Annotated in this window: 16 protein-coding genes; 12 read left to right on the forward strand and 4 right to left on the reverse strand. The window is 73.0% G+C overall.

The annotated features are described in order from the left end of the window. Positions 1-43: 43 nt before the first annotated feature. Positions 44-6,490 carry an SDR family NAD(P)-dependent oxidoreductase gene (locus ACFV9T_RS40560; protein WP_385448323.1) on the reverse strand — a complete coding sequence of 2,149 codons (6,447 nt, stop codon included), beginning with the start codon at positions 6,488-6,490 and terminating at the stop codon, positions 44-46. Between the two features lie 59 nt (positions 6,491-6,549). Further along, on the reverse strand, positions 6,550-7,854 hold the full coding sequence (locus tag ACFV9T_RS40565) for a beta-ketoacyl synthase N-terminal-like domain-containing protein (RefSeq protein ID WP_385448325.1): 1,305 nt from the start codon (positions 7,852-7,854) through the stop codon (positions 6,550-6,552). A gap of 336 nt (positions 7,855-8,190) precedes the next feature. Here ACFV9T_RS40565 and ACFV9T_RS40570 point away from each other — a divergent pair, with 336 nt between their 5' ends. The 11 genes from ACFV9T_RS40570 to ACFV9T_RS40620 all read left to right on the forward strand — a co-directional run bounded on the left by ACFV9T_RS40570 (position 8,191) and on the right by ACFV9T_RS40620 (position 20,702). Beyond that, positions 8,191-8,703, forward strand: a complete 513-nt coding sequence (locus ACFV9T_RS40570) for an Lrp/AsnC family transcriptional regulator (protein ID WP_385448327.1) — start codon at positions 8,191-8,193, stop codon at positions 8,701-8,703. Between the two features lie 122 nt (positions 8,704-8,825). Further along, positions 8,826-9,635, forward strand: a complete 810-nt coding sequence (gene ddaH, locus ACFV9T_RS40575) for a dimethylargininase (protein WP_385448330.1) — start codon at positions 8,826-8,828, stop codon at positions 9,633-9,635. After that, positions 9,635-10,909 (forward strand): ornithine--oxo-acid transaminase, encoded by a 1,275-nt coding sequence (gene rocD, locus ACFV9T_RS40580; protein WP_385448332.1) that lies wholly within the window; start codon positions 9,635-9,637, stop codon positions 10,907-10,909. Before ddaH ends, rocD begins: the two co-directional genes overlap by 1 nt. 313 nt (positions 10,910-11,222) lie before the next feature. Next, a complete protein-coding gene (locus ACFV9T_RS40585) occupies positions 11,223-11,837 on the forward strand; it encodes a hypothetical protein (protein ID WP_385448335.1) in 615 nt (204 codons plus the stop codon). Further along, complete coding sequence (pabB, locus tag ACFV9T_RS40590; protein ID WP_385448337.1) at positions 11,825-14,044, forward strand: aminodeoxychorismate synthase component I; 2,220 nt, start codon at positions 11,825-11,827, stop codon at positions 14,042-14,044. Before ACFV9T_RS40585 ends, pabB begins: the two co-directional genes overlap by 13 nt. Before the next feature lie 80 nt (positions 14,045-14,124). Then, positions 14,125-15,663, forward strand: coding sequence for an AMP-binding protein (locus tag ACFV9T_RS40595; protein WP_385448355.1), 1,539 nt, complete (start codon positions 14,125-14,127; stop codon positions 15,661-15,663). Between the two features lie 68 nt (positions 15,664-15,731). Next, positions 15,732-17,327, forward strand: a complete 1,596-nt coding sequence (locus ACFV9T_RS40600; RefSeq protein ID WP_385448340.1) for a class I adenylate-forming enzyme family protein — start codon at positions 15,732-15,734, stop codon at positions 17,325-17,327. Continuing rightward, entirely contained in the window at positions 17,320-18,561 is a 1,242-nt protein-coding gene (locus tag ACFV9T_RS40605; protein ID WP_385448342.1) for an FAD-dependent monooxygenase, read from the forward strand. The genes ACFV9T_RS40600 and ACFV9T_RS40605 overlap by 8 nt, the downstream gene beginning before the upstream one ends. Positions 18,562-18,674: 113 nt before the next feature. Further along, on the forward strand, positions 18,675-19,493 hold the full coding sequence (locus ACFV9T_RS40610) for an aminotransferase class IV (RefSeq protein ID WP_385448357.1): 819 nt from the start codon (positions 18,675-18,677) through the stop codon (positions 19,491-19,493). Further along, a complete protein-coding gene (locus ACFV9T_RS40615; protein ID WP_385448345.1) occupies positions 19,490-19,993 on the forward strand; it encodes a carboxymuconolactone decarboxylase family protein in 504 nt (167 codons plus the stop codon). Before ACFV9T_RS40610 ends, ACFV9T_RS40615 begins: the two co-directional genes overlap by 4 nt. Positions 19,994-20,084: 91 nt before the next feature. Next, on the forward strand, positions 20,085-20,702 hold the full coding sequence (locus ACFV9T_RS40620; RefSeq protein WP_385448347.1) for a hypothetical protein: 618 nt from the start codon (positions 20,085-20,087) through the stop codon (positions 20,700-20,702). Positions 20,703-20,741: 39 nt separating this feature from the next. Here the strand turns inward: ACFV9T_RS40620 and ACFV9T_RS40625 are convergent, their stop codons facing one another. Next, entirely contained in the window at positions 20,742-21,452 is a 711-nt protein-coding gene (locus ACFV9T_RS40625; RefSeq protein WP_385448350.1) for a FadR/GntR family transcriptional regulator, read from the reverse strand. A gap of 139 nt (positions 21,453-21,591) precedes the next feature. Between ACFV9T_RS40625 and ACFV9T_RS40630 the strand changes: the two genes are divergently transcribed. After that, complete coding sequence (locus tag ACFV9T_RS40630) at positions 21,592-22,854, forward strand: cellulase-like family protein (protein WP_385448351.1); 1,263 nt, start codon at positions 21,592-21,594, stop codon at positions 22,852-22,854. Positions 22,855-22,876: 22 nt separating this feature from the next. Here ACFV9T_RS40630 and dgoD read toward each other — a convergent pair whose 3' ends face one another. Then, positions 22,877-24,022, reverse strand: a complete 1,146-nt coding sequence (dgoD, locus tag ACFV9T_RS40635; RefSeq protein WP_385448353.1) for a galactonate dehydratase — start codon at positions 24,020-24,022, stop codon at positions 22,877-22,879. Between the last annotated feature and the right edge of the window lie 154 nt (positions 24,023-24,176).

The raw sequence follows: 24,176 nt of genomic DNA on the forward strand, positions 1-24,176 counted from the left end.
CAGGGCTCGCACTGGTCAGCGAGCCGCCGCAGCCGCCGTCGCACTAGGCGCTCAGCCGTTCCTGCCGATCGTCCAGTTCCAGGCCCATGTGCTGGGCCAGGCCGATGGCGAGGGCCGCCACGTGGGGGTGCTGCCAGACGAAGTTGGCGGCGAGCTTGATGTTCAGGCCGGTTTCCAGGCGCACCCGCAGCTCCATGGCGAGCAGCGAGTCGAAGCCGAGGGACTTCAGCGGGGTCTGCGGATCGAGGGTGGTGCTGCTCAGCCGCAGGACGACCCGGATGTGGTCGGTCAGATACGCCTCCAGGGCGGCGCGGCGGGCGAGTCCGGGCGGGATGGCGGTCAGCCGGGCCCGGATGTCGTCGGTGTTCTCCCCGGCGTCGGCCACCTGGTCCTCGCCGGGGACGAGGTGGCCGAACAGGGACGAGTGGCGCCCGGCGGCCGGGATCCAGCTGACGGGTTCGCCGGGGATGACACCGGTGTGCACCCGCCCGTACGCCAGGAGGGTGCCGAGCGCGCGCAGGCCCTCGTCGGTGGGGATGGTCCGGTAGCCACGGTCGGCGAAACCGGTGGCGACACCGGTCTCGCCCCACGGGCCCCAGTTCACGGCCAGCGTGCGCAGGCCCTGGGCGGAGCGCCAGGCGGCGAAGCCGTCCAGCCAGGCGTTCGCGGCGGCGTAGGCGCCCTGCCCGGGGTTGCCGAGCAGCGAGGCCATCGAGGAGAACACCGCGAACCAGTCGGGCCGCAGTCCGGCGGTGGCCCGGTGCAGCCGCCACGCCCCGGTGACCTTCGGTGTCCACACCCGGCCCAACTGGTCCTCGCGGATGTTGGTGACCGCCGCGTCGTCGAGGACCATGGCGCAGTGGACGACGCCGTCGAGCCGTGCCCCGTCAGCGGTGGCGGCGGCCACCAGCCGCTCGGCGGTGCCGGGGCGGCCGATGTCGCCGAGGATGACGGTGACCTTGGTGCCGGTGGCCGACACTTCGCCGAGGGTCTGCGCGTCGGCGCCCACGGGTGCGGTACGGCCGTTGAGCACGAGGTGGCCCGCGCCCTGTCCGGCCAGCCAGCGGGCGGTGGCGAGGCCGAGGCCCCGCAGCCCACCGGTGATCAGATACGTGCCGCCCTCGCGCACCGGGACGGGCCCGTCGGGCAGGACGGCGCTGACGTCGCCCTGCTGCGGGAGGGTCAGCACCAGTTTGCCGAGGTGGCGGGCGCCCGCCATCTGCCGGAACGCCTCGGTGACATCGGCCAGCGGATAGGTGGTGCACCGCAGGGGCCTCAGGCGCCCGGCGGCGAACTGGTCGAGCACCTCGTGCAGCGCGGCGGCGAACACCTCGCGGCGGGAGGTCTGGAGTTCCACGAGGTCGACCGTGGAGAAGGTGATGTTGTGGCGCAGGGGCGAGAGCCCGAGCGGGGCGTCGGAGAGGATGTCGCGGACGCCGAGTTCGATGAAGCGGCCGAAGGGGCGCAGCGACTCAAGACCAGCCCGGATGGCCGCGCCGGACAGGGAGTTGAGGACGACGTCGACGCCCTCGCCGCCGGTGGCCGCCATGACCTCGTCGCGGAAGTCGAGCGAGCGGGAGTCCATGACCTGGGTGATGCCCATGGAGTGCAGATAGCGGCGCTTGTCCTCGCTGCCCGCGGTGGCCAGCACCTCGGCGCCCAGCAGCCGGGCGACGGCGATGGCGGCCAGTCCGGTGCCGCCGGTGGCCGAGTGGATCAGCACCCGCTCGCCCTCCGTGACCCGGCCGATGTGGCGCAGCGCGTACCAGGCGGTGAGGAAGGCCAGGGGCAGTCCGGCGGCGGTGGCCGGGTCGAGTCCGTCGGGTATGGGGGCGGTGCAGTCGGCGGGTACGACGGCGAAGGCGCCGAAGGCGCCACCGCGCGCGTCGGCCGCGACGACCCGGTCGCCGACGCGGACGTGGTCGACGCCGGGGCCGACCGAGGTCACCTCACCGGCGCATTCGAAGCCCATCCGGTAGCGGACGTCACCGTCGCCGGGGAGCAGGCCCATGGCGGTGAGGACGTCGCGGAAGTTCATGCCCGCGGCCAGGACGCGCAGTTCGGCCTCGCCGGGGCCGGGCGGGCGCCGCCCGGCGGTGGTCAGTTCCAGGGTGCCGAGGTCGCCGAGGCGTCCGGCCCGCAGCCGGAAGCCATCGGTGCCGCAGCGTACGGTGCGGGCGGCGGCCGTGGTGCGTTCGGTGTCGGTCAGGGGTGCGTAGGCGAGCCGGGCGGTGTGGCGGGTGCCGCCACGGAGGGCGATCTCGTCCTCGGCGGCGTCGGCGAGGAGTTCGGGCACAAGGCCGAGGGGCGCGGCCGGGTCGGTGTCGACCAGGGTGGCGCGCAGTTCGGGGTGTTCGTACGCGAGCACCCGCACCAGTCCGCGCAGTGCGCTCTGCGCCGGGTCGGGCACGTCGTCGGGCGCCACGGCCCGGGCGCCGCGGGTGACGGCGTACAGGCGCGGCGGGTCGGCGGGACGGGCGGGGGCGGCGGTCACGGTGGGACCGGCGGCGAGGGCCTGGGCGGTGGCGAGTAGCCGCCGGGTGCGGCGCAGCGCGTCGTCACCGCTGTCGCCGGTATGTGTGTCCTCGGGACCGTCGGTACGTGGCGCGGTGCCGCACAGGAGGACGACGCCGCGCGGCAGGGCGCCGGGGCCGGTCAGCCGGGCGGTGAGATCGTCGCGGAGGGCGTCGAGCCGTGCGTCGTCCAGGGGCGGGTCCCAGACCCGGGCGGTGGCTCCGGCGGCGCGCAGCGCGTCGGCCGTGGTGTGGGCGGAGCCGTCGCCCTCGCCGACGACGAGCCAGTGGCCGGGCGGGCGTCCGTCATCGGGGGCGGGCAGCGCGGCGCGTTTCCAGCCGACCTCAAGGAACCACTGGTCGACCTCGGTGGTCGGCTGGACGGCGCGGCGGGCGATGCGCAGGCCGTCGATGGCGAGGATCGGGCGGCCTTCCCCGTCGAGCAGCCGGATGTGGCCGACGAGGACCCCGGCGGTGCTCGCGGCGGTCAGCCGGGCGTGGCAGTAGACGGCGGTGGCGGGGTCGCCGAGGACGCGGGCGGTCTGGATCCCGACGGGCAGGACAAGACCCTGGTCGGCGTCCTTCAGGAGCCCGGCGACCAGGAGCTGGGCGCACAGGTCGACCAGGACGGGGTGGATGCGCAGGGCGTGTCCGGGGCTGCGGGCGGCGTCGGGGATCCGTACCCGGGCCCAGAAGCTGTTGCCGTGGCGGGAGGTGTGCACCTCGGTGATCCCGTTGAACGCCGGGCCGTGTTCGATGCCCCGCTCCCGCAGGTTGCCGTACAGGGCGGCCGGTTCGATGGGGACGGGGTGGCGCAGGGCCAGGGTGCGTACGGAAGCGGGGCGGGGCTTCGGGGGCGCTGCGAGGCGGCGCAGGACCGCACCGGCCTGCCGGATCCAGATACCGTCCTCGCCTCGGCCGAAGATCTCGCAGGTGGCGCGGTCGGCGGCGGCCACGGTCACGGTGGTGCTGAGGTCGGTGTGTTCGGCGATGGTCAGGAGTTCGTGGAAGCGCAGATCGGTGACCTCGACCTCGGTGGGGTCGGCGTCGAAGACCTGGCAGGCGGTGGTCAGGGCGAGCGCGTAGTAGGCGGCGCCGGGCAGCACGGGGGTGCCGTGCACCCGGTGGTCGTCCAGCCAGGGCAGGGTGGCGGTGCCGGTGCTGGCGCGCCACGAGTGGCGGAGGGATTCGCCGGGCACTTCGGTGTGGCTGCCGGGCAGTTCGGTGGCGGGCCGAGCGGTGGTGTCGGCGGGGAGCGCGGGGGTGGCCCAGTGGGGGGTGCGGTCGAAGGTGATGGCGGGGACGTCGGCGAGGTCGCCGTCCCCATACAGGTGGGCCCAGTCGACGGGGACGCCCGCGCAGTGGAGGGCGGCGAGCTGGGTGCGGAAGGTGGTGGTCTCGTCCTCGCCGCGGCGCAGGGTGGGCAGGACTACCGGGTCCCGGGTCAGTCCGGCGAGGGTGCGGGTGACGGGGTGGGTGACCACCGGGTGCGGGGAGACCTCCACGTACACCAGGTGGCGGTCGGCCGCGGCGGCGGCGAGCGCGGCGGAGAAGCGGACCGGGCGGCGGAGGTTGGCGCACCAGTAGTCGGCGTCGAAGGCGGGCAGGTCGTGCGGGTCGTCGAGGACGGTGGTGTAGAAGGGGATGCCCGGCCGACGAGGCGTCAGATCGGCCAGCACGGTGCGCAGTTCGGGGAGCAGCGGGTCGATCTGCGGGGAGTGTGAGGCGACGTCGACGGCCACCAGGGCGGCGGGGACGCCACGGGCCTCCCAGTCGGCGACGAGCCGTTCCACGCGCGCGGTGTCCCCGGCCACGACGGTGGAGCCGGGCGCGGCCATCACGGCGACGGTGACGGCACCGGAGGCGCCTGAGACGCCTGAGGTGCCTGAGGTGCCTGAGGCGACGTCGGTGGCGGCCCTGTCGAGTTCGGCCTGCACCTCGTCGGCGGACAGGCTCACGGTGGCCATGGCGCCGTTTCCGGCGACCCGGGTGAGCAGCGCGGAGCGGCGGCAGATGACCTTGACGCCGTCGGCCAGGGAGAGCGCCCCGGCCACCACGGCGGCCGCCACCTCGCCCATGGAGTGGCCGACGACCCCGGCGGGTTCGACGCCATGGGCGCGCCAGGTGGCGGCGAGGGCGGTCTGCAGGGCGAACAGCGCGGGCTGGACGCGGGCGCAGCCGGTCACCGGCTCGCTCGCGCGGATGATGTCGAGCACCGAGAATCCGGTCTCGGCGGCGATGAGTTCATCGGCCTCGGCGAGGGCGGCGGCGAAGGCGGGTTCGCGCTCCAGCAGGCCGCGTCCCATGCCGGGCCACTGCGAGCCCTGTCCGGAGAACACCCACACCGGCCGCCGGGACACTTCCGCTCCCACGGCGCCGGTCACCACCGCGGGGTGGGCCTGGCCGGTGGCGAACGCCCGCAGAGCCTGGGCGAGTTCGCCGTGGCTGGTGGCGGTGACGCCGAGACGGCCACGGCCCGCGGCCCGGCGCAGGGCGAGGGTGTGGGCGATGTCGCGCAGCGGTACGGCCGCGCCGTCGCCCTCCAGCCAGTCGGCCATGCGCCGCGCCGCGACCGGCAGCGCGGCGGGGGACCCGGCCGGGAGGAGGACGATGTGCGGGTCGGTGGCGCCGGTGTGCCGTGGCCGGTGCACACGGGGGCGGGCCGGGCTGGCGGGCGGCTGTTCCAGCACCACATGGGCGTTGGTCCCGGAGAACCCGAAGGAGGAGACGGCCGCGACGCGGGGGCCGGTGCGCACGGGCCAGGGGGTGAGTTCCCGGGGGACGAAGAAGCGGGTGGCGTCGGCGTCGATGGCCGGGTTCCAGCGGGTGAAGTGCAGATTGGGCGGGATGAGGCCCTGGTTCAGGCAGAGGACGGCTTTGATGAGGCCGGTGACCCCGGCGGCGGGTTCGAGGTGGCCGAGGTTGGTTTTGACGGACGCCAGGGCGCAGCGGTCGCGGCCGGTGCCGTACACCTCGGCGAGGCTGCCGAATTCGACGGGGTCGCCGACCGGGGTGCCGGTGCCATGGGTTTCGATCATGCCGACGTCGGCGGCGTCGATTCCGGCCCGGGCGAGCGCCTCCTCGTACAGGGCGCGCTGGGCGGTGGGCGAGGGCGCGGCGAGCCCGTCGGAGTGGCCGTCCTGGTTGACGGCGGAGCCGCGCAGCACGGCGAGGATTCGGTCCCGGTCGCGGATGGCGTCGGGGAGGCGCTTGAGGACGACGATGCCGCAGCCCTCGCCGCGTACGAAGCCGTCTGCGGCGGCGTCGAAGGCGTGGCAGTGGCCGGTGTGGGAGAGCATGCCCATCCGGTCGAAGGAGCGGGTGACTCTGGGTTCGAACATCAGGGTGACGCCACCGGCGAGGGCCAGGTCGCATTCGCCGGTGCGCAGCGCCTGGGCCGCGAGGTGCACGGCGACCAGGGAGGAGGAGCAGGCGGTGTCCAGGGCCAGGCAGGGTCCCTGGAGGCCGAGGAGGTAGGAGATCCGGCCCGCGGCGACGCAGTGCGCGTTGGACAGGGCGGAGCCCTGCTGTTCCTGGGTGTGCCGGTCGAGGCGGTCCGCGTAGTCGTTGTAGCTGAGGCCGGTGAAGACGCCGGTGGAGGTGCCCGCGAGCCGGTCCGGGGGTGTTCCGGCGTGTTCCAGGGCCTCCCAGGCCACTTCGAGGAGCAGCCGGTGCTGGGGGTCGAGGACGTCGGCCTCGCGGCCGGAGACCCCGAAGAAGTCGGCGTCGAAGCCGGACACTTCGCGCAGATAGCCGCCGACGGCGGGCAGGCCGGAGCCGTCCGCCGGGCCGGTGGGGGGCGGTGTTCCCCACAGGGCGGTGCGCTCGGCGGGGGGCGCGGCGACCGCGTCCCGCCCTTCGGCGAGCAGCTGCCACAGGGCGGCGGGCGAGTCGATGTCTCCGGGGAGGCGGCAGCCCATGCCGACGACGGCTATGCGGGTGGGCGGGCGGGCGGAGGCAGGGGTGTTGTGACGCATCGGGGTCTCCGAGGGGGTGTTCGGCCTGTGGGGTGGAGGCCGGGGGTGGTTCAACGGACTTAGCGGGCGTCCGGGCTGCCCAGCAGCATGGCGTGCTTCACGCCGCCGATCTGGTAGTTGAAGCTCAGCGCGTAGTCGAAGTCGAGGGGGCGGGTGCGGGTGCCGGGGACCGGGTCGAAGGGCAGCCCGTCGGCGGGTTCCTCGCAGTTGGCGGTGGGGCACACCGCGCCCTGTTCCATCATCATCAGGGTCAGGGCGGCACCGACGCAGCCGATGGGTGACCCGTGGTGGCCGAAGCAGGCTTCCTGGGTGGTCATCAGGACCGAGCTGTCCGGCCCGTACAGCTCCCGGATGGCGTTGACCTCCAGGGCGGTGACGGCCGCGCCGCCGTCGCAGGCGCCGTTGACGTACGGGATCTGCTCGATCCGCCACCGGTCGCCGAGGCAGGCGCGGACGGCCCGGACGAGCTGTGCGCCACCCGCGTCGGTGGCGAGGGGGTTGTCGAGGCCGTCGCGGGTCATGGCGGTGGCGAGCACCTGGCCGTAGAGGTGCGCGCCGCGGCGCAGGGCGTGTTCCCGGCTCTCCAGGATCATGGTGGCGGAGCCCTCGCCGTGGTTGATGCACTCGGCCCGCCGGTCGTAGGGGCGCATGAGGGAGTCGAACGAGGCGAGCAGGTCCGGCATCGCGGCGGCGTCCATCGCCTCGTGGGCGCGCTGCGCGCCCACTTGGAGCCGCTGGCCGTGCTGGATCAGGCCGATGTCGAAGACGTCGACCCCGGTCACGGCGGCCATCTCGACCTCGCCGGAGGCGATCATCCGGCGGGCGTTGCCGATCTGCACGGCGGCGGACGAGCAGCCGCAGGTCACCGTGAAGCAGGGGCCGGTGGAGCGGGCCGCCGCTGCCTGGACGACCGCGACGTCGGACGGGGTCGCGCCGAGCGCGGCCGCGACGAACATCTCCACGCCGTCCAGCGCGGTGGCCTCGTCGGACTGGGTGTTCAGCAGCGAGAGGTAGACGCCGACGTTGGCGTCCACTCCGCCGCGTCCGACGAGGAGCGCCGCCTCGCTCAAATCGCCCGCGTGGAGGTCGAGTTCGGCGTCGGCGCAGGCCTCCACCAGGGACACCAGGCCGAAGCGGTGTGCGTCGGTGTAGTGGCGGGCGAAGAACTCGGGGATTTCGGGGAGCCGTTCTCCGAAGTGTTCTGGGGTGAGGTTCACCGCACCGTAGGCGATGTCCCGCTGGACGAGGGCGGAGCGGCCGTGGGAGGCCATATCCCATACCTGCCCCGCGGTGAATACGGGCTCGGCGTCGCCCGGCAGGCAGAAACCCAGACCGGTGACCACGGCGTCCCGGGGTCTTTTCACCGGGCTCTCCTGAAGCTGATAATAGTTGTCATGACGACCACCTGATCACCAGTTGGAAACGAGTGAAGGAATAGAAGACGTTACGCCGCGGTAAGGACCGCCGATAGGTTGTGCCGCATCACCGAGGCGGATACGGAAGGTACGGTGCCCGGATTCGTACGCCCGGCGCCCAGGACACACCACGGATCCGCTATCGGGCCCCGTGTTCCCGTACACGCCCCCTCTTGCAGAAACTTACCGAAAACCCGGGAAACCAAGGGAAAACACCGTGGTTTGCGGGCATCTCATCGGTACGTCATTCCGACTGTTCATCACCGGTCGCCGAAAGGACCCCTCATGGCGAACCAGTCCGCACCCTTCGACGACCTGGACCGCAAGATCGTCGCGGCTCTGGTCGCGCATGCCCGGGCGAGCTTCACGGAGATCGGCGACGCGATCGGGCTGTCGGCGTCCGCGGTCAAGCGGCGGGTCGACCGGATGCGGGAGAACGACGTGATCACCGGCTTCACCACGACCGTGCGGCCGGCCGCCCTGGGCTGGCGGACCGAGGCGTACGTGGAGGTGTACTGCGACAGCGCGGCCCCGCCCCGGCGGCTGGCGGAGGTGGTGCGCAGCTACCCGGAGATCACCGCGGCCATGACGGTGACCGGCGGCGCCGACGCCCTGCTGCATGTCATGGCCAGGGACGTGGAGCACTTCGAGGAGGTGCTGGAGCGCATCCGGACCGAGCCCTTCATCCGGAAGACCATCAGCTACATGGTGCTGTCGCATCTGATCGCGGGCAGCGCCGAGGCGGGCGCCAGCCCCGCCGGCCCGCCCGAGGCCATGGACGCAATGAACGGTCGCTGAACCGGCCGGAGACGCAACATCACTGCGTCATCGCGCAATTTTCCTTTCTTGTGTCCCCTCTCGTCCGCTTTCTACCGTTGAACCATTCCCCCGGTCGCCCGCGGAAGCGAGAGGACTGCTCCGTGCCCCAGACCCGTGTGCCGCGCCCCCGGCGCTATCTGACCTGTCCCCCCGGATATTTCGATGTCCGGTATGCCATCAATCCCTGGATGCGCGAGGACACCGTGGTCGACACCGCGCTCGCCCAGACCCAGTGGGAGACGCTGATCCGCGCCTACCGCGACCACGGCCACCGGGTGGAGGCCGCCGAGGCGGTCCCGGGCCTGCCGGACATGGTGTTCGCGGCGAACTCGGCCCTGGTCCTGGCGGGCCGGGTCTTCGGCTCCCGGTTCCACGCCCCCCAGCGGCGGCCGGAGCAGCTCGCCTACACCTCCTGGTTCAAGGCGGCCGGATTCGAGGTGCACCAGCCGGAGGCGGTGAGCGAGGGCGAGGGCGACCTCGTGCCCGCGGGCCGGTTCATCCTGGCGGGCACCGGATTCCGTACGACGCGCGCCGCCCACCAGGAGGTCCAGGAGTTCTTCGGGGTGCCGGTGATCAGCCTGCTCCTGGTGGACCCGTACTTCTACCACCTGGACACCGCCCTGTTCACGCTCGACGACGAGAACATCGCCTACTACCCGGGGGCTTTCTCCCCCGGGAGCCGTGAGGTCCTGGAGCGCCTCTTCCCGGAGGCGCTGATCGCCACCCGGGACGACGCCATGGCCTTCGGGCTCAACTCCGTCTCCGACGGCCGTCATGTGTTCGTCGCCCCGCGCGCGACCGGCCTCATAGCCCAGCTCACCGACCGCGGTTACGTCCCCGTCCCCGTCGACCTGTCGGAGCTGCACAAGGCCGGCGGGGGCATCAAGTGCTGCACTCAGGAGATCCGCTGATGACCGCACCCGCCCGCACCGCACCCGCGTCCGCCGCCCCGGCCACCGGCGCCCCGGCCACCGGCTCCCGCCCCGCGCGCTCCTCGGACGAGCTGATCCACGCCGAGGAGTCCTCGCTCGCCCACAACTACCACCCGCTGCCCGTGGTCGCCTCCCGCGCCGAGGGCGTCTGGGTGTGGGACGTCGAGGGGCGCCGCTACCTCGACATGCTGGCCGGGTACTCGGCCCTCAACTTCGGCCACCGCCACCCGGCGCTCATCGACGCCGCCCACCGCCAGCTCGACCAGCTCACCCTCACCTCCCGCGCCTTCCACAACGACCGGCTCGCCGGGTTCGCCGAGGGGCTGGCCCAGCTCACCGGCATGGAGATGGTGCTGCCGATGAACACCGGCGCGGAGGCGGTGGAGAGCGGCATCAAGCTGGCCCGCAAATGGGCGTACGAGGTCAAGGGCGTCGCCCCGGACCGGGCGACGATCGTGGTGGCCGACGGCAACTTCCACGGCCGCACCACGACGATCGTGGGGTTCTCCAGCGACCCGGTGGCCCGTACGGGGTTCGGCCCGTTCGCGCCGGGCTTCCGCGTCGTCCCGTACAACGACCTCGCCGCGCTGGAGGCGGCGGTCGACGAGACGACGGCGGCCGTGCTGATCGAGCCCATCCAGGGCGAGGCGGGCGTGCTGATCCCGGACGACGGCTATCTGCGCGGGGTGCGCGAACTCACCCGGCGGGCCGGGGCGCTGTTCATCGCCGACGAGATCCAGTCCGGTCTCGGCCGTACCGGTACCACTCTCGCCGTCGACCACGAGTCGGTGCGGCCGGATGTGCTGCTGCTCGGCAAGGCGCTGGGCGGCGGCATCGTGCCGGTCTCCGCCGTGGTCGCCGACCGCGCGGTGATGGGCGTGCTGCGCCCCGGCGAGCACGGCTCCACCTTCGGCGGCAATCCGCTGGCCGCCGCCGTCGGCTCGGCCGTGGTCGACCTGCTGAGCACCGGGGAATTCCAGCGCCGCGCCGCCGAGTTGGGCGAGGTGCTGGACGCCGGGCTGAGCGCGCTGCACGGCAAGGGCGTGGCGGGCCACCGCTGCCGCGGCCTGTGGGCCGGGGTGGACGTGGACCCGGCGCTGGGCACCGGGCGCGAGATCGGCGAGCGGCTGCTGCGCGAGGGCGTCCTGGTCAAGGACACCCACGGTTCGACGATCCGGCTGGCGCCGCCGCTGACCATCACCCGGGAGGAACTGGAGGCGGCACTCGCGTCACTGGAGAAGGTTCTCGGCTGAGCCGAGCCGAAGATTGAAGCGCCGGGCCGCATTACGTTCCATACGGCCCGGCGCTTCGTCATGTTCAACGCGTCTCCAAAAATCTTTTTCGCGGCCCCCTCCGAGCCCCTGTAACCGTAGATAACGCGCAGGTCACGGCCTTCTCATTCAGTTTTTATGTACGTTGTTGAGCATTCGACTGTTGCGGATCTCCCGATGTGGAACACTTCCTGTCAACTCGCCGGGAAGACCTGGTGGGGAGTATGAAGTCCTTGCAGGTCAGCATGGGTTGAGAAGGCGAGCGTGCAGGGTGCGGGAAGGAGTTGCGGCTGGAGTGGACACGGAACCGGTCACGGTGACGGCCGCATACCGGGTGGACCCCGGCCGCGAAACCGAGTTCTATGGCTGGGCGATTGAGATGCTCAATGCCGCGGCAAGTCTTCCGGGATACCTGGGAGGTGGCGTCATGGGCTCCGGTCAGGCGTCCTCGGAGTGGCACGTCATCTACCGATTCGACAGGGAAGTATCCGCACAGGCATGGGAAACCTCGCTCGAGCGCACCCGGTTGGCGACTCGGGCCGGGCCCTTCGTACAAGAAAAGGGAACTCAGCGCACTTCAGGACTGCAGAACTGGTTGAAGGGTCCGGTGCGGCCGCTGCCGCCGCCCCCCAAATGGAAACTCTGGCTGGTGAACCTGAGCGCCGTGTTCCCCCCGGTCCTCATCTTCAACGTGCTGGTGATCCCGTTCCTCGAGGACACCAATTTCCTGCTGCGGACCCTGGCTCTGTGTCTTGGCGTGACCGCGATGGTGACCTGGCTCGTCATGCCGCGCCTGCAGCGGCTCCTCAAGAAGTGGCTCTACCCGCCGCTTCAGTCGATCCGAGGACGTCACAGGCGCATGGTCGTGGACGGCCCGAAGCAAGGAGGCAAATCCGGATGGAATCGCTGAGGACGCTCCTCGTCGATAATTACGACTCGTACACGTACAACCTCTTCCATCTGCTCACCGAGGTCAACGGTGAGGAACCGGAGGTGCTTCTCAACGACGCGCCCGAAATGGCGCGCGTCGACCTCTCCGAGTTCGACAACATCGTGGTCTCCCCCGGCCCCGGACATCCGGCCGACGCCCGCGACTTCTCCGGCGCCGCCCGGCTGATCGAGCGCGCCACGATCCCGGTGCTGGGCGTGTGCCTGGGCCACCAGGGCATCGCGCTCGGCGCCCAGGCACGGGTGGTACCCGCCCCCGAGCCGCGGCACGGCCATCTCTCCCGGATCAAGCACGGCGGGAAGGGCATCTTCCGCGGTATCCCCCAGGACTTCACCGCCGTCCGCTACCACTCGCTGTGCGTGGCCGAGCCGATGCCGCTGGGCCTCCAGGGCATCGCCTGGTCCGAGGACGGCGTGCTGATGGCGCTGCGCCACCGGGCCCGCCCGCTGTGGGGCGTGCAGTTCCACCCGGAGTCGGTGCTCACCGGATACGGCCACCGGATGTTCAGCAACTTCCGCGATCTGACCATCGAGCACGCCAACGGCGAGTCCGTGACCTCCACCGCGACCCCCGGCCAGCCCCGCAAGCCCCGCGCCCCGCGCCCCAGGAAGCCACTGGTGGCGACCGCCCCGGCCACCGCCACCGCGGAGCCCCGCTCCTACCGGCTGCACGCCCGCTGGCTGGCCGACGCGACCGACACCGAGGCGGCCTTCACCCGGCTGTACGCGGACGCGCCGCGCGCCTTCTGGCTGGACAGTTCGCGGGCCCAGGCCGGCGAGGCGCGGTTCTCCTTCCTCGGCGACGGACAGGGGCCGCTGGCCGAGTTCGTGGCGTACGACACCGCCACCCGGGTGTGCGAGATCGAGCGGCCCGGGAAGCCCGCCACCACGTACAAGGGCAGCGTCTTCGACTACCTCAAGCGGGAGCTGGCCGCCAGGCAGGTCCACGCCCCGGACCTGCCCTTCGACTTCACCGGCGGCTACGTGGGCTACCTCGGCTACGAGATGAAGGCCGACTGCGGCGCCCCCGGCCGCCACAAGGCCGCCACCCCGGACGCCTGCTGGCTCTTCGCCGACCGCTTCGTCGCGGTCGACCACCAGGAGGGCGTCACCTACGTCTGCTGCCTCAGCGAGGACACCCCCGACGGCCACCGCGACGCCAAGGAATGGCTGGACGCGACCGTGACCGTGCTCACCGGGGTGCCCGCGCGGAACGAGCCGCTGCCCGCGCCGCCGCCGCTCACCACCACCGCCGCCGTCGAACCTTGGCTGGTCCGGGACCGGGAGAAGTACCTGGCCTCGATCGAGGCGAGCCTGCGCGAGCTGCGGTCCGGGGTGAGCTACGAGGTCTGCCTCACCAACTCCGCGTGGCTGCCCGCCCCGAGCGACTCGTACACCTTCTACCGGACACTGCGCCGCTGCAACCCGGCCCCGTACGCCGCCTATCTGCGGTTCGGCGACACCGACGTGGCGTGCGCCTCCCCCGAGCGCTTCCTGCGCGTCACCCCCGACGGCATCGCCGAGGCCAAGCCGATCAAGGGCACGGCGCCGCGCTCCGGGGACGCCGACAAGGACGCCCGCGCGCTGGCCGCCCTCGCCACCAGCGCCAAGCCCCGGGCCGAGAACCTGATGATCGTCGACCTGCTCCGCAACGACCTGGGGCGGGTGTGCAAGCCGGGCAGTGTGTACGTCCCCCGGCTGATGAACACCGAGTCGTACGCCACCGTGCACCAGCTGGTGTCCACCGTGCGCGGGCGGCTGCGCCAGGACACCAGCACCGTCGACTGCGTACGCGCCTGCTTCCCGGGCGGCTCCATGACCGGCGCCCCCAAGCTGCGCACCATGGAGATCATCGACGCGCTGGAGTCCGAGGCCCGCGGCGTGTACTCGGGCGCCCTCGGCTTCCTCAGCACCAACGGCGCCGCCGATCTCAGCATCGTCATCCGCACCGCGGTGTTCACCGGCGGCCGGATGCACATCGGCGCGGGCGGCGCCATCGTCCTCGACTCCGATCCGGCCGAGGAGTACGAGGAGATGCTGCTCAAGACCGCGGCGACGATGCGCGCCTACGACGCCTCGGAACAGCGGCCAGCCGGTGAGCTGGACGACCTGCTGGTAGCGGCGGCCCCGTCGCTGCCGGACGCACCCGCGAAGGAGCTGGAACGGTGACCGCTCTCTCTGATCTCTCCGGTCTCTCGGATCTCTCGGGGTCTGCCCTCGTCGACCCGGTCCTCGGCCACTCCGGGCTCGTGCTGTCCGGCCCCTCGGTCTTCGTCCCGTCGGTGTCCGCCAACGTGGCCGCGCATCTGGCGGCGCTCGCCGACCGGTGCGGCTGGTCGGACCGGCCCGCCTTCCTGGAGGCGCACCGGATCTGGACCCACGGCGAGGTCCACGACCGCGCCGCCCGCGCCGCCACCGTGCTGGCCGGGCGCGGCGTGGGCGCCGGGGACCGGGTGCTGATAGCGCTGCCCGACAGCATCATGTGGGTGGCCACGTTCCTGGCCGTCGCCCGGCTGGGGGCGACGGCGGTGCTGGTCAACCCCGGGCTCACCGCCGACGACCACCGCTTCATGGCCGAGGACTCGCGGGCCGCGCTGTGTGTCTCGGGGCCCGATCTCCAGGAGCACTTCGACGCGGCGGGCTGGCTCGGCGCGGACCAGCTGTCGGCGCTCACCTGCTCGGACGGCATCGACGCGGTGGCCGCGGCGCGGGACGCCGAGCCGGTGACGGCCGACGCCCCGCTGTACATCCAGTACACCTCGGGCACCACCGGCCGCCCGAAGGCGGTGACCCACACCCATGGCCATGTGGCCGCGTACTACGACCTGGTGGGGCGGGAGGTGCTGGACATCGGCCCGGACGACGTGACGTTCTCGGTGTCCAAGCTGTTCTACGCCTACGGGTTCGGGAACGCCTTCGTCTTCCCGCTGTTCTCGGGCTCGTCCGCGGTGCTGAGCGCGCAGCGGCCAGGACCCGGCCTCACCGACGACCTGGTGGCCCGGCACCGGGTGACCCTCCTGTACTCGGTGCCGTCCGCGTACGCCGCCCTGGTGGACGAGCGCGGCACCGGCCACACGCCGTGCTTCGCCTCGGTGCGCGCGGCCATCAGCGCGGGCGAGAGCATGCCCCGGGGCTTAGGCGAACGGGTCGCCGAGATGCTGGGCGCCCCGGTGCTGGAGCAGATCGGCTCCACCGAGGCGGGCCACGCCTTCTGCGCGAACACCGTCTGGGAGAACGCCCCCGGCACGCTCGGCCGCCCGGTGCCGCGCTTCGAACTGGAGCTGCGGGACGGCAAGGGCGCCGTGGTGGCGGCCACCGACGGCGAGGCCGTCGAGGGCGAGCTGTGGGTGCGCGGGCCGACGGTGGCCTCCACTCGTCCGGCCGACGACGGCTGGCTCGCCACCCGGGACCGGGCCCGGCGCAACCCGGACGGCACGTACCAGCACCTGGGCCGGGTCGACGACCTGGAGATGGTCGGCGGGATCACCGTGTCTCCGCTGGAGGTCGAGGAGGTGCTGCGGCACCACCCGGCCGTGCGGGAGGTGGCGGTGGCCGCCGTCGCCGACAGCCGGGGCGCGACCCGGCTGCACGCCTTCGTGGTGCCGACCGCGCCCGTGGCCGGTGGCCGCACGGTCGACGAGCGGGCCCTGTCGGCCGATCTGATCGCGCTGGCCCGTAAGCGCCTCGCCGCGTTCAAGGCGCCGCGCACGGTGCGGGTGGTCACGTCCCTGCCCCGGACGCAGACCGGCAAGCTGCGGCGCCACGTCGTACGGACGGGCGCCTGGTGACCGCCGCCGGGCACCATTCCGCCCCCGCGCGCCCCCTCGTGAACGATTCCGAACGGTAGGTACTGGATATGTTGGAGCGGCTACTTCCCGAGCGCGGGTTCTACCTCGGGCTGATGTTCCAGGAGGCCGCGGCCCGCCACGGCCGGGTCCGGGTGACGCTCGACCGCCCGATGGACGTCGCCCCTGACGCCGGTACGGACCTCGGGTACACCGATCTGGCGGATCTGGTCGACGATCTGGCCGCCCGGCTGTGGTCGGCGGGGGTGCGGCCGAGCGAGCACGTGGCGATCCACAAGAGCGACAACGTCGACATCGTGCTGCTGGCCTGCGCCGTCTCCCGGATCGGCGCGGTGCCCGCGCTGCTGTCGCCCTCACTGGACGGCGGGGTGGTCGCGGTGCTGCTCGACCGGCTGCACGCGCCCTGGCTGCTCACCGACCGGGCCGCGCTGGAATCCACCCTGAGCGGGCTGGACACCGGGCTCGCCCGTGGCGTGCTCACGGTGGACGAGGCGCCCGGCAAGGTGAACACGATCCCGCTCGCCAAGTTCGCCGGGGTGCCGCGCCGCGCGCCCATCCGGCTGCACCCCCGCGAACCCTCGCTGATCACCCACAGCTCGGGCACCACCGGCATCCCCAAGCTGGCGGTGCACTGCGCGCACACCATGTGGAACCGGCTCGTACCGCAGCAGGCGCTGGGGCGGGCCACCCGTGGCGAGTCGGCCGCGCTGCACATGTCGTTCGTGCACTCCCGCTTCTACCATCTGCTGGGCGTGCTGCTGCACTTCGGCAGCCCGCTGCTGCTGCTCCTGGACCCCGACCCGGCCAAGGCGGGCCCGCTGCTGGCCAAGTACCGGCCCGGCATCGTGGAGACCCACCCCAACACGTTCGTGCTGTGGGAGGACCTGACCACCGCGCCCGGCATGCCGCTGGCCAACGTACGGGCGTACGGCTCCACCTTCGACGCCATCCATCCGCGCACCGTGCAGCGGCTGCTCGGCGCCTCCCGCCGCCGCGACCCCCGGCTGGTGCAGCTGTACGGGCAGAGCGAGACCGGGCCGATCGCCTTCGGCTGGTACACCCGGCGCGGCGCGGACCGGGTGCAGGGGCGGCGGGTGGGCACCGGCATCCCCGGGTTCACCCGGATCCGGGTGGTGGACGAGAAGGGCCGGACGTGTCCGCCGGGCAAGCCGGGGGCCATCGAGGCCCGTACCCGCGGCCGCATCCTCACCTATCTCGGCGCCCCCGACCAGTACGCCCAGCAGGTGGACCGCGGCTGGTGGCGGATGGGCGACATGGGCTACCGCGACCGCTGGGGCGCGCTGTACCTGCTCGACCGCGAGGTCGACCAGCACGCCACGGTCGAGTCCAATCTGGAGGTCGAGGACGAGCTGCTGTCCCGGGTCGCCGAACTCCGCGAGGTGATCATCGTCCACGGTCCCAGCCTGGAGCCGGTGCCGGTGGTGTGCACCCGTGGCGATCAGCCGCTGGACGCGGGCCGCTGGCGGACGGCCACCTCGGGTCTGCCGCCGCTGGCCGATCCGGTGCAGTGCCGCTTCGAGGACCTGCCGCGCACCGGCACCTGGAAGATCAAGCGGCTGGAGATCAGCCGCCTGCTGGCCGAGGGCGGACTGCCCACGCTGTCCACCGTTCAGGCCCATGGCTGACCCGGCCGCGACCGAGCGACCGGTCCTGGTGGTAGGCGCCGGGCCGGTCGGGATGACGGCGGCGCTCGCGCTGCGGACCCGAGGACTGCCGGTCACCGTGCTGGAGTCGGGCGCGAAGGACCGGGTGCGGCCCGGCAGCCGGGCCCTGTTCGTACACCGGCAGTCGCTGAAGCTGCTGGAGGGCGCCCACCCCGGGCTCGGACGGCGCATCGCGTCGTACGGCACGACGTGGCGGACCCGGCGCACCCTCTACCGCGGCCGCCAGGTGTTCGCCCGGACCTATCCGGAGGCCCCGGAGACTGCGGACAGCGGCGGCGAGGGCAGGCTGCCCGCCTTCGCGAGCCTGCGCCAGGTGGACACCGAGCGGTTCCTGTACGAGGCCTGCCTGGAGGCGGGCGTGGACTTCCGCTTCGACGCCGAGGTGACCGGGGTCGAGACCACCGGCACCGAGGTGACGCTGACGGCCGAGGACGGCGACAGCTGGACGGCGGCTCACGCGATCGCCGCCGACGGGGCCCGCTCCGGCGTGCGCCGGGCGCTGGACATCCCGCTGGAGGGCACCCGTTCCGACGGCTATCACGTGGTGGTGGACGTGGCGGATCCGGCGGGCGGTGAGTTGTCGGCCGAGCGGGTCTTCCACTACGAGCACCCCGCCGCCGGCGGCCGCACCGTGCTGCGGGTGCCGTTCACCGGCGGCTTCCAGATCGACCTGCAGTGCCGGGCGGACGACCCGCCGGGTACGTACGACACCGAGCAGGCGGTGCGCCGCTGGCTGCCCCGGCTGGTGGGCGCGGACTGCGCGCACCATGTGCTGTGGGTGTCCCGGTACCACTTCCTGCGCAAGGTGGCCGCGTCGTTCACCGATCCGGCGGGCCGGGTGCTGCTGGCGGGCGAGGCGGCTCATCTGTTCCCGCCGTTCGGGGCCCGCGGCATGAACAGCGGTATCGCGGACGCGGTCGCGGCGGCCGACGCCATATCGGTGGCATGCTCCGACCCTTCGCGGGCACCCGTGGCCATCGGCGAGTTCGCTTCCACCCGCCGCCGTGCCGCGCTGTTCAACAGCGTGGCCGCGGGGGCGGCCCTGGACCATATGCGGCCCCGCCGCTGGGGGCGGGTGACCCAGCGCGCGGCGGCCACGCTGGCCCCGGTGGTCCCCCGGTGCGGTGCGTGGCTGGAGCACGCCCCGTACGGCCCCCGTGGCGGCCCGATGGCCGACGCGGCGCGGAAGTACTGACGGTGGAGGGGAACGGATACGTGAACACGGACACGAACACGATCGCGGCGGCCCGGGACACCGGCCCGCACACCGGCCGGGAAAAGCCCTCCGAGCAGCAGCAGTGGACGCTGATGTGGCGCGAGGACGGCGGGCTGATGCCCTCCCGCCCGGTGCCCGACAGCGCGCTGCTGGCCGCCGACTCCTGGCTGGTCGACGAGGGCCGGGCGCGCGCCCTGGACCACCACCACCGGCGGTTCTCCGCCGCGTGCGCCGAGGCGACGGGCGACTCCCCGGCCCGGATCGAGAGCTTCTGGCGGGACGCGGTGGCGGCGCTGCCGCGCACCGGCCGCTGGTTCCCCCGGGTGGAGCTGGCCGGTCCGGAACCGGCCCGGCTCTACCTGCGGATACGGCCCGCACCGGCCCGGACGGCCAATGTGGCGGTCTGTCTGACCGAGGAGTTCGACCCGCGCGTCCATCCGCGCCGCAAGGGGCCGGATCTGTCCCTGCTGGCGCATCTGCGCCACCGGGCCGCCCAGCGCGGCGCGCAGGAACTGATGCTCACCACTCCCTCGGGCCTGGTGCTGGAGGGGACGACGGCGAACGTCCTGTGGTGGGAGGACGATGTGCTGTGCCTGCCGCCGCCGGACCTGCCGCTGCTGGCGGGCGTCACCACGACCCTGATCCAGGAGCGAGCGGCGGAGCTTGGCGTCCGTACCGAACACCGCCGGTGTCCCGTCCACGAGTTGGACGGGCGCGAGGTGTGGCTGGTCAACGCGTTGCACGGGATCCGTCCCGTGACCGCGTGGCTCGGCCGTCCGCTGCGCGCGGGTCCGGCCCTGCGCGCCGCTTCCTGGCAGAGCTGGCTCGACAGCTGTGCCGATGTCCTCATGCCGACGAACACGCCTGCGAACACGCCGACGAACATGCCGACGAACGGAGTTCACCGATGACCGCTACCGCGCCCGGCCCCCAGGCCGCCACCGCCCGGCTGGAACTGAAGAAGCTGGCCCCGGAGGTGTCCGCCGCGATGGGGGCCCTGCACGCGGCGGCCGTCGCGGCGGCACAGGAGGCGAAGGTCGAGCCCGAGCTGCTCGAACTGGTCAGAATCCGCGCCTCCCAGCTCAACGGCTGCGCCTTCTGCCTGGACATGCACACCAAGGACGCCCGGGCCAAGGGCGAGACCGAGCAGCGCGTCTACGCCCTGAGCGCGTGGCGGGAGACCCCGTTCTTCACCGAGCGCGAGCGGGCCGCGCTCGCCCTGACCGAGGCGGTGACGGACGTGTCGGACGGCCACGTTCCGGACGACGTCTACCGGGCCGCGTCCGAGGTCTTCGACGAGCCGCAGGTGGCGGCGTTGATCTGGGCCGCGGTCGTCATCAACGCGTACAACCGCACAGCGATCAGCGCCCGGATGGTGCCCGGCGCGTATCAGCCCGCTCCTCGCACCTGACCCACTGCCCGTCGCGTGGCGCGCCATGGGGCACCCCCGGCGCATGGCGCGCCGCGCGACGACGTCAGCACTCGCTGGAGGCCTTGAGACCATGAACACCCACGGACCGCGGGGCGCTTTCGGACCCCAACCGCCTCTGCTGGGCCGGCCGGCCAGGGGGCGCAACCCGCTGCGCAGGCGGACCGACCGGGTCCAGTCCTGGTTCACCGCGCTCTTCCTGCTGGTCCTCGGGCTCGGCCTGCCGATGGCCGCGGTCAGCTCGGGGAACGCCGCGTACGCGTCGCAGATGCGCGTCGTGCACGCGCAGGCCGCGGAGCGGCACCAGGTCACCGCGCGGCTCGCCGAGTCGCCGCCGGGCGGTCCCGGCCAGTCGGAGGCCACCGAGCTGAGGATGGCGAAGGTCAGCTGGACCGGCGGCGACGGCGCCCGGCATGTCGGTGTGGCCACGGTGCCCGGCGGCGCGGACGCGGGTACGGACGTACGGGTGTGGGTGGGCCGGGACGGGGAGCTGGCCCAGCCGCCCACCTCCCCCTCGACCGCGCGGACGATGGGCTGGTTCACCGGCACGCTGACCGCCGCGGTGGTGCTCGCGGCGGCGTTCGCGGGGCGGGCCCGGGTCCGGCAGGTGCTGGACCGGCGCCGGTACGAGCAGTGGGAGGCGGAGTGGAAGGCCGTGGAGCCCATGTGGTCCGGCAGGAACCGCCGCTGACCGCTCCCGGGTCCCGCTCGTAGACCCCGCGCGTCCCGGTCAGCCGTCGGCGGGCCGGGACGCGGCCGCGCCGACGTCCTCGGCCGCCTTGGCGAGCAGGCCGAGCATGGCCAGCTCCGCGCGCGGGGCATCCCGGTCGCGTACGGCGTCCAGCACCCGGCGGTGGCTGGGCACCGGGTCGTCGGCGTCGCCGTGGGCGTGGACCAGCCGGTCGCGCTCGCGCAGCCCGGGCTCCAGGATCAGCTCGAACCGGGCGAGGAGTTCGTTGCCGGTGGCGGCGAGCAGCGCCCGGTGGAAGGCGGCGTCGGCGTCCGCCTCGGCGGCCAGGTCGCCCCGGGCGTGTTCCATCGCGGTCAGCGCGGCGTCCAGCGCGGTCAGGTCGGCGTCGGTGCGGCGCAGCGCGGCGCGGTGGGCGGCGGCGGGTTCGACGACGAAGCGTACGTCGGTGAGGTCGCGCATCAGCCGCTCGCCGTCGCCGCCCGCCATGCGCCAGCGGATCACATCGGCGTCCAGGAGGTTCCAGGCGGAGCGGGGGCGCACAAAGGTGCCGCGCTTCTGCCGGGCGTCGATGAGCCCCTTGCCCGCCAGCACCTTCAGGGATTCGCGCATCACGGTGAGGCTGACGTCCAACTCGTCGCCGAGGGCCCGTACATCCAGGACGTCGCCCTCGGCCCAGTGGCCGCCGACGATGCGGGCGCCCAGCCGCTGGACCACCTGACCGTGCACACCGCGGCCGGAATAGGACGCCATGGGGTTCTCCTCGGGGATGGGTCATCGGGATGGTCATCGGGGCTGGGCATTATTTATGAATACATCTTGACACCCCCCAGGCCCGCCCGGACGATGAACCGACCTCACCGACGAGCACGCCGACCGCGGGGAGCCCCCAGTGACGCAGTCGCCGCACGCCCATCTCCCGGCCACCCTGACCATCTCGCTGTGGGACTTCAGCTGGTACACCCGTACCGGCCCGGGCGAGCCCTTCGCCGATCTGGACCGGGCCTTCGAGGACGCCGTCGCCCGCGGCTACAACACGGTGCGGATCTGCGCGATGCCGTTTCTGCTCTTCGGTTCCGGGCTCGACACCGGCACGATGCGGCTGCGCCCGCTGGGCGGCGACTACGGGCAGCGGATGCGCTGGTACGACGTGGGCGCGGTCGCCGAGATCGACGGACGCGCCCAGCTGCGGGCGCTGTTCGAGGCGGCCCTGCGGCACGACTGCTACGTCATCCTCTCCAGCTGGGAGTACCAGCAGAGCCCGTCGTTCGCCGAGGACCGCGCCTGGTTCGACGCCCTGATGGCGGTCGACCCCGAGCGGCGCGCCGAGGCGCTCGCTGACGCCCTGGCCGACCTGATCGACTTCCTCGTCGTCCACGGTCTCGACGACCGGATCGCCTTCACCGAGCTGCACAACGAGGTGCAGGGCACCCGGCTCACCGACGGTCTGCGCGGCGAGGACCGGGTCGTCGCGCTGCGCCCCCGGCTGGAGCGCGGCCTCGCCCGGTTCCGGGAGCGCCACCCGAACCGTCCGGTGACCGTCAACTACGCGATGGTGCCGGTCGGTTCGCTGCGCGGAGTGCCCCGCGACATCGACGTCGCCGTGTTCCATCCGTATGTCTACGGGGTGCTCGGCGAGCTGATCGACACCTTCGCGATCCGCGACCGCGCCCGGCCCTTCCCCCAGCCACGCGCCCGCCGGGAGCTGCTGCGCCCGGGCGCGCCCGATCTGGCGGACTGGGTGCCGCCGGAGCGCGACCGGTGGCGGCTGGCGGCCACCACGGTCGGGCCACGGGAGATCTACGTCCACGACTGGTGCGATCCGGTCAAGTGGGACGCGTGGCTGTACGAGCGCTACGCGACGCACCGGCTGGCCATGGAGCAGAAGCTCGTCACCTGGATCGACGCCGCCGCGGACTGGGCGGCGGAGACGGGTGTGCCGCTGGTGTTCGGCGAGGGCTGGATCGGCTACACACCGCTGCACGGCACGTTCGAGGAGGGCCCGGTGGGGGCCGCGTTCTGCCGGCGCGCGGTGGCCGAGGCGGCGCGGGTCGGGGCGTGGGGCGCGGTGGTGTGCTCCAACGCCGCGCCACAGCACCCGATGTGGCAGGACATCGCGCTGCAGCGGGAGTGCAACGCGGTGCTGCGCGGCTGAGCGCACCCCCGGATACAGTCCGTCACCACTCGGCGAACGAGCCGTCCGGGTGGCGCCAGATCGGGCCGCGCCAGTCGGGGGCGGTTCCGTCGGCGGCGCGCACCGCCCGCTCGTCGACCTCGATGCCGAGGCCGGGGGCGGTCGGCCGGTTGATGTGGCCGTCGTGGAAGCGGAACACCTCGGGGTCGACCACGTAGTCGAGGACTTCGGCGCCGTCGTTGTAGTGGATGCCGATGCTCTGTTCCTGGATCAGGAAGTTGGGGGTCGCGAAGGCGATCTGGAGGCTCGCGGCGAGCGAGACCGGGCCGAGCGGGCAGTGCGGGGCTACGGGCACGTCGAACACCTCGGCGAGCGAGGCGATGCGCCGCACCTCGGAGATGCCCCCGGCGTGCGAGAGGTCGGGCTGCAGCACCGCGACCCCGGCCTGCAGCGCGGGCAGCGCGTCGGTGCGCGAGTAGAGCCGTTCCCCGGTGGCGATGGGGACGGGCGAGGAGGCGACGAGGTCGCCGAGCAGATGGGTGTACTCGGGAAGGACCGGTTCCTCGGCGAACAGCGGGTTGTACGGGGCCAGATGGGGCAGCATCTTGCGGGCGCCCGCGACGGTGAAGCGGCCGTGGAAGTCGACCGCGAAGTCCCGGTCCGGCCCCAAGGCCTCGCGCGCGGCGGCGGCGCGGGCCACGACGGCGTCGATGTCGGAGACGGTGGACAACCGGTTCATCCGCCCGGAGGCGTTCATCTTGACCGCGGTGAAGCCCGCCTCGACCTGGGCGGCGACCGCCTCGCCGATCGCGCTCGGCTCGTCGCCGCCGACCCAGCTGTAGGCGCGGACCCGGTCCCGTACCGGACCGCCGAGCAGAACGTGGACGGGCACCCCGAGGGTCTTGCCCGCGATGTCCCACAGCGCCTGGTCGAGCCCGGCGACGGCGCTGGAGAGCACCGGGCCGCCCCGGTAGAACGAGCCCTTGGTCATGAGCTGCCAGTGGTCCTCGATCCGGGCCGGGTCCTTGCCGACGAGGAGTTCGGACAGCTCGTGGACGGCGGTACGGACGGTGGCGGCGCGGCCCTCGACCACGGGCTCGCCCCAGCCGACGACGCCCTCGTCGGTCTCCACGCGGCACAGCAGCCAGCGCGGCGGGACGGCGAAGGTCTCGACTCGGGTGATGATCACAGGTTGCTCCTTAGGGGGTGTCTTGCCGGTCATGCCGGGCTCCCGACGCCTGGCACGGCACCTCGCGGCGCCGCGCTCGTCGCACGCAGCGCCGCTGCGCTCTCCTCACGCGGCTTGCGATGTACCGCACCAGCCGCCGCTCGCTGATCCGGCC

The organism is Streptomyces sp. NPDC059850, assembly GCF_042731515.1.
GTDB lineage: Bacteria > Actinomycetota > Actinomycetes > Streptomycetales > Streptomycetaceae > Streptomyces.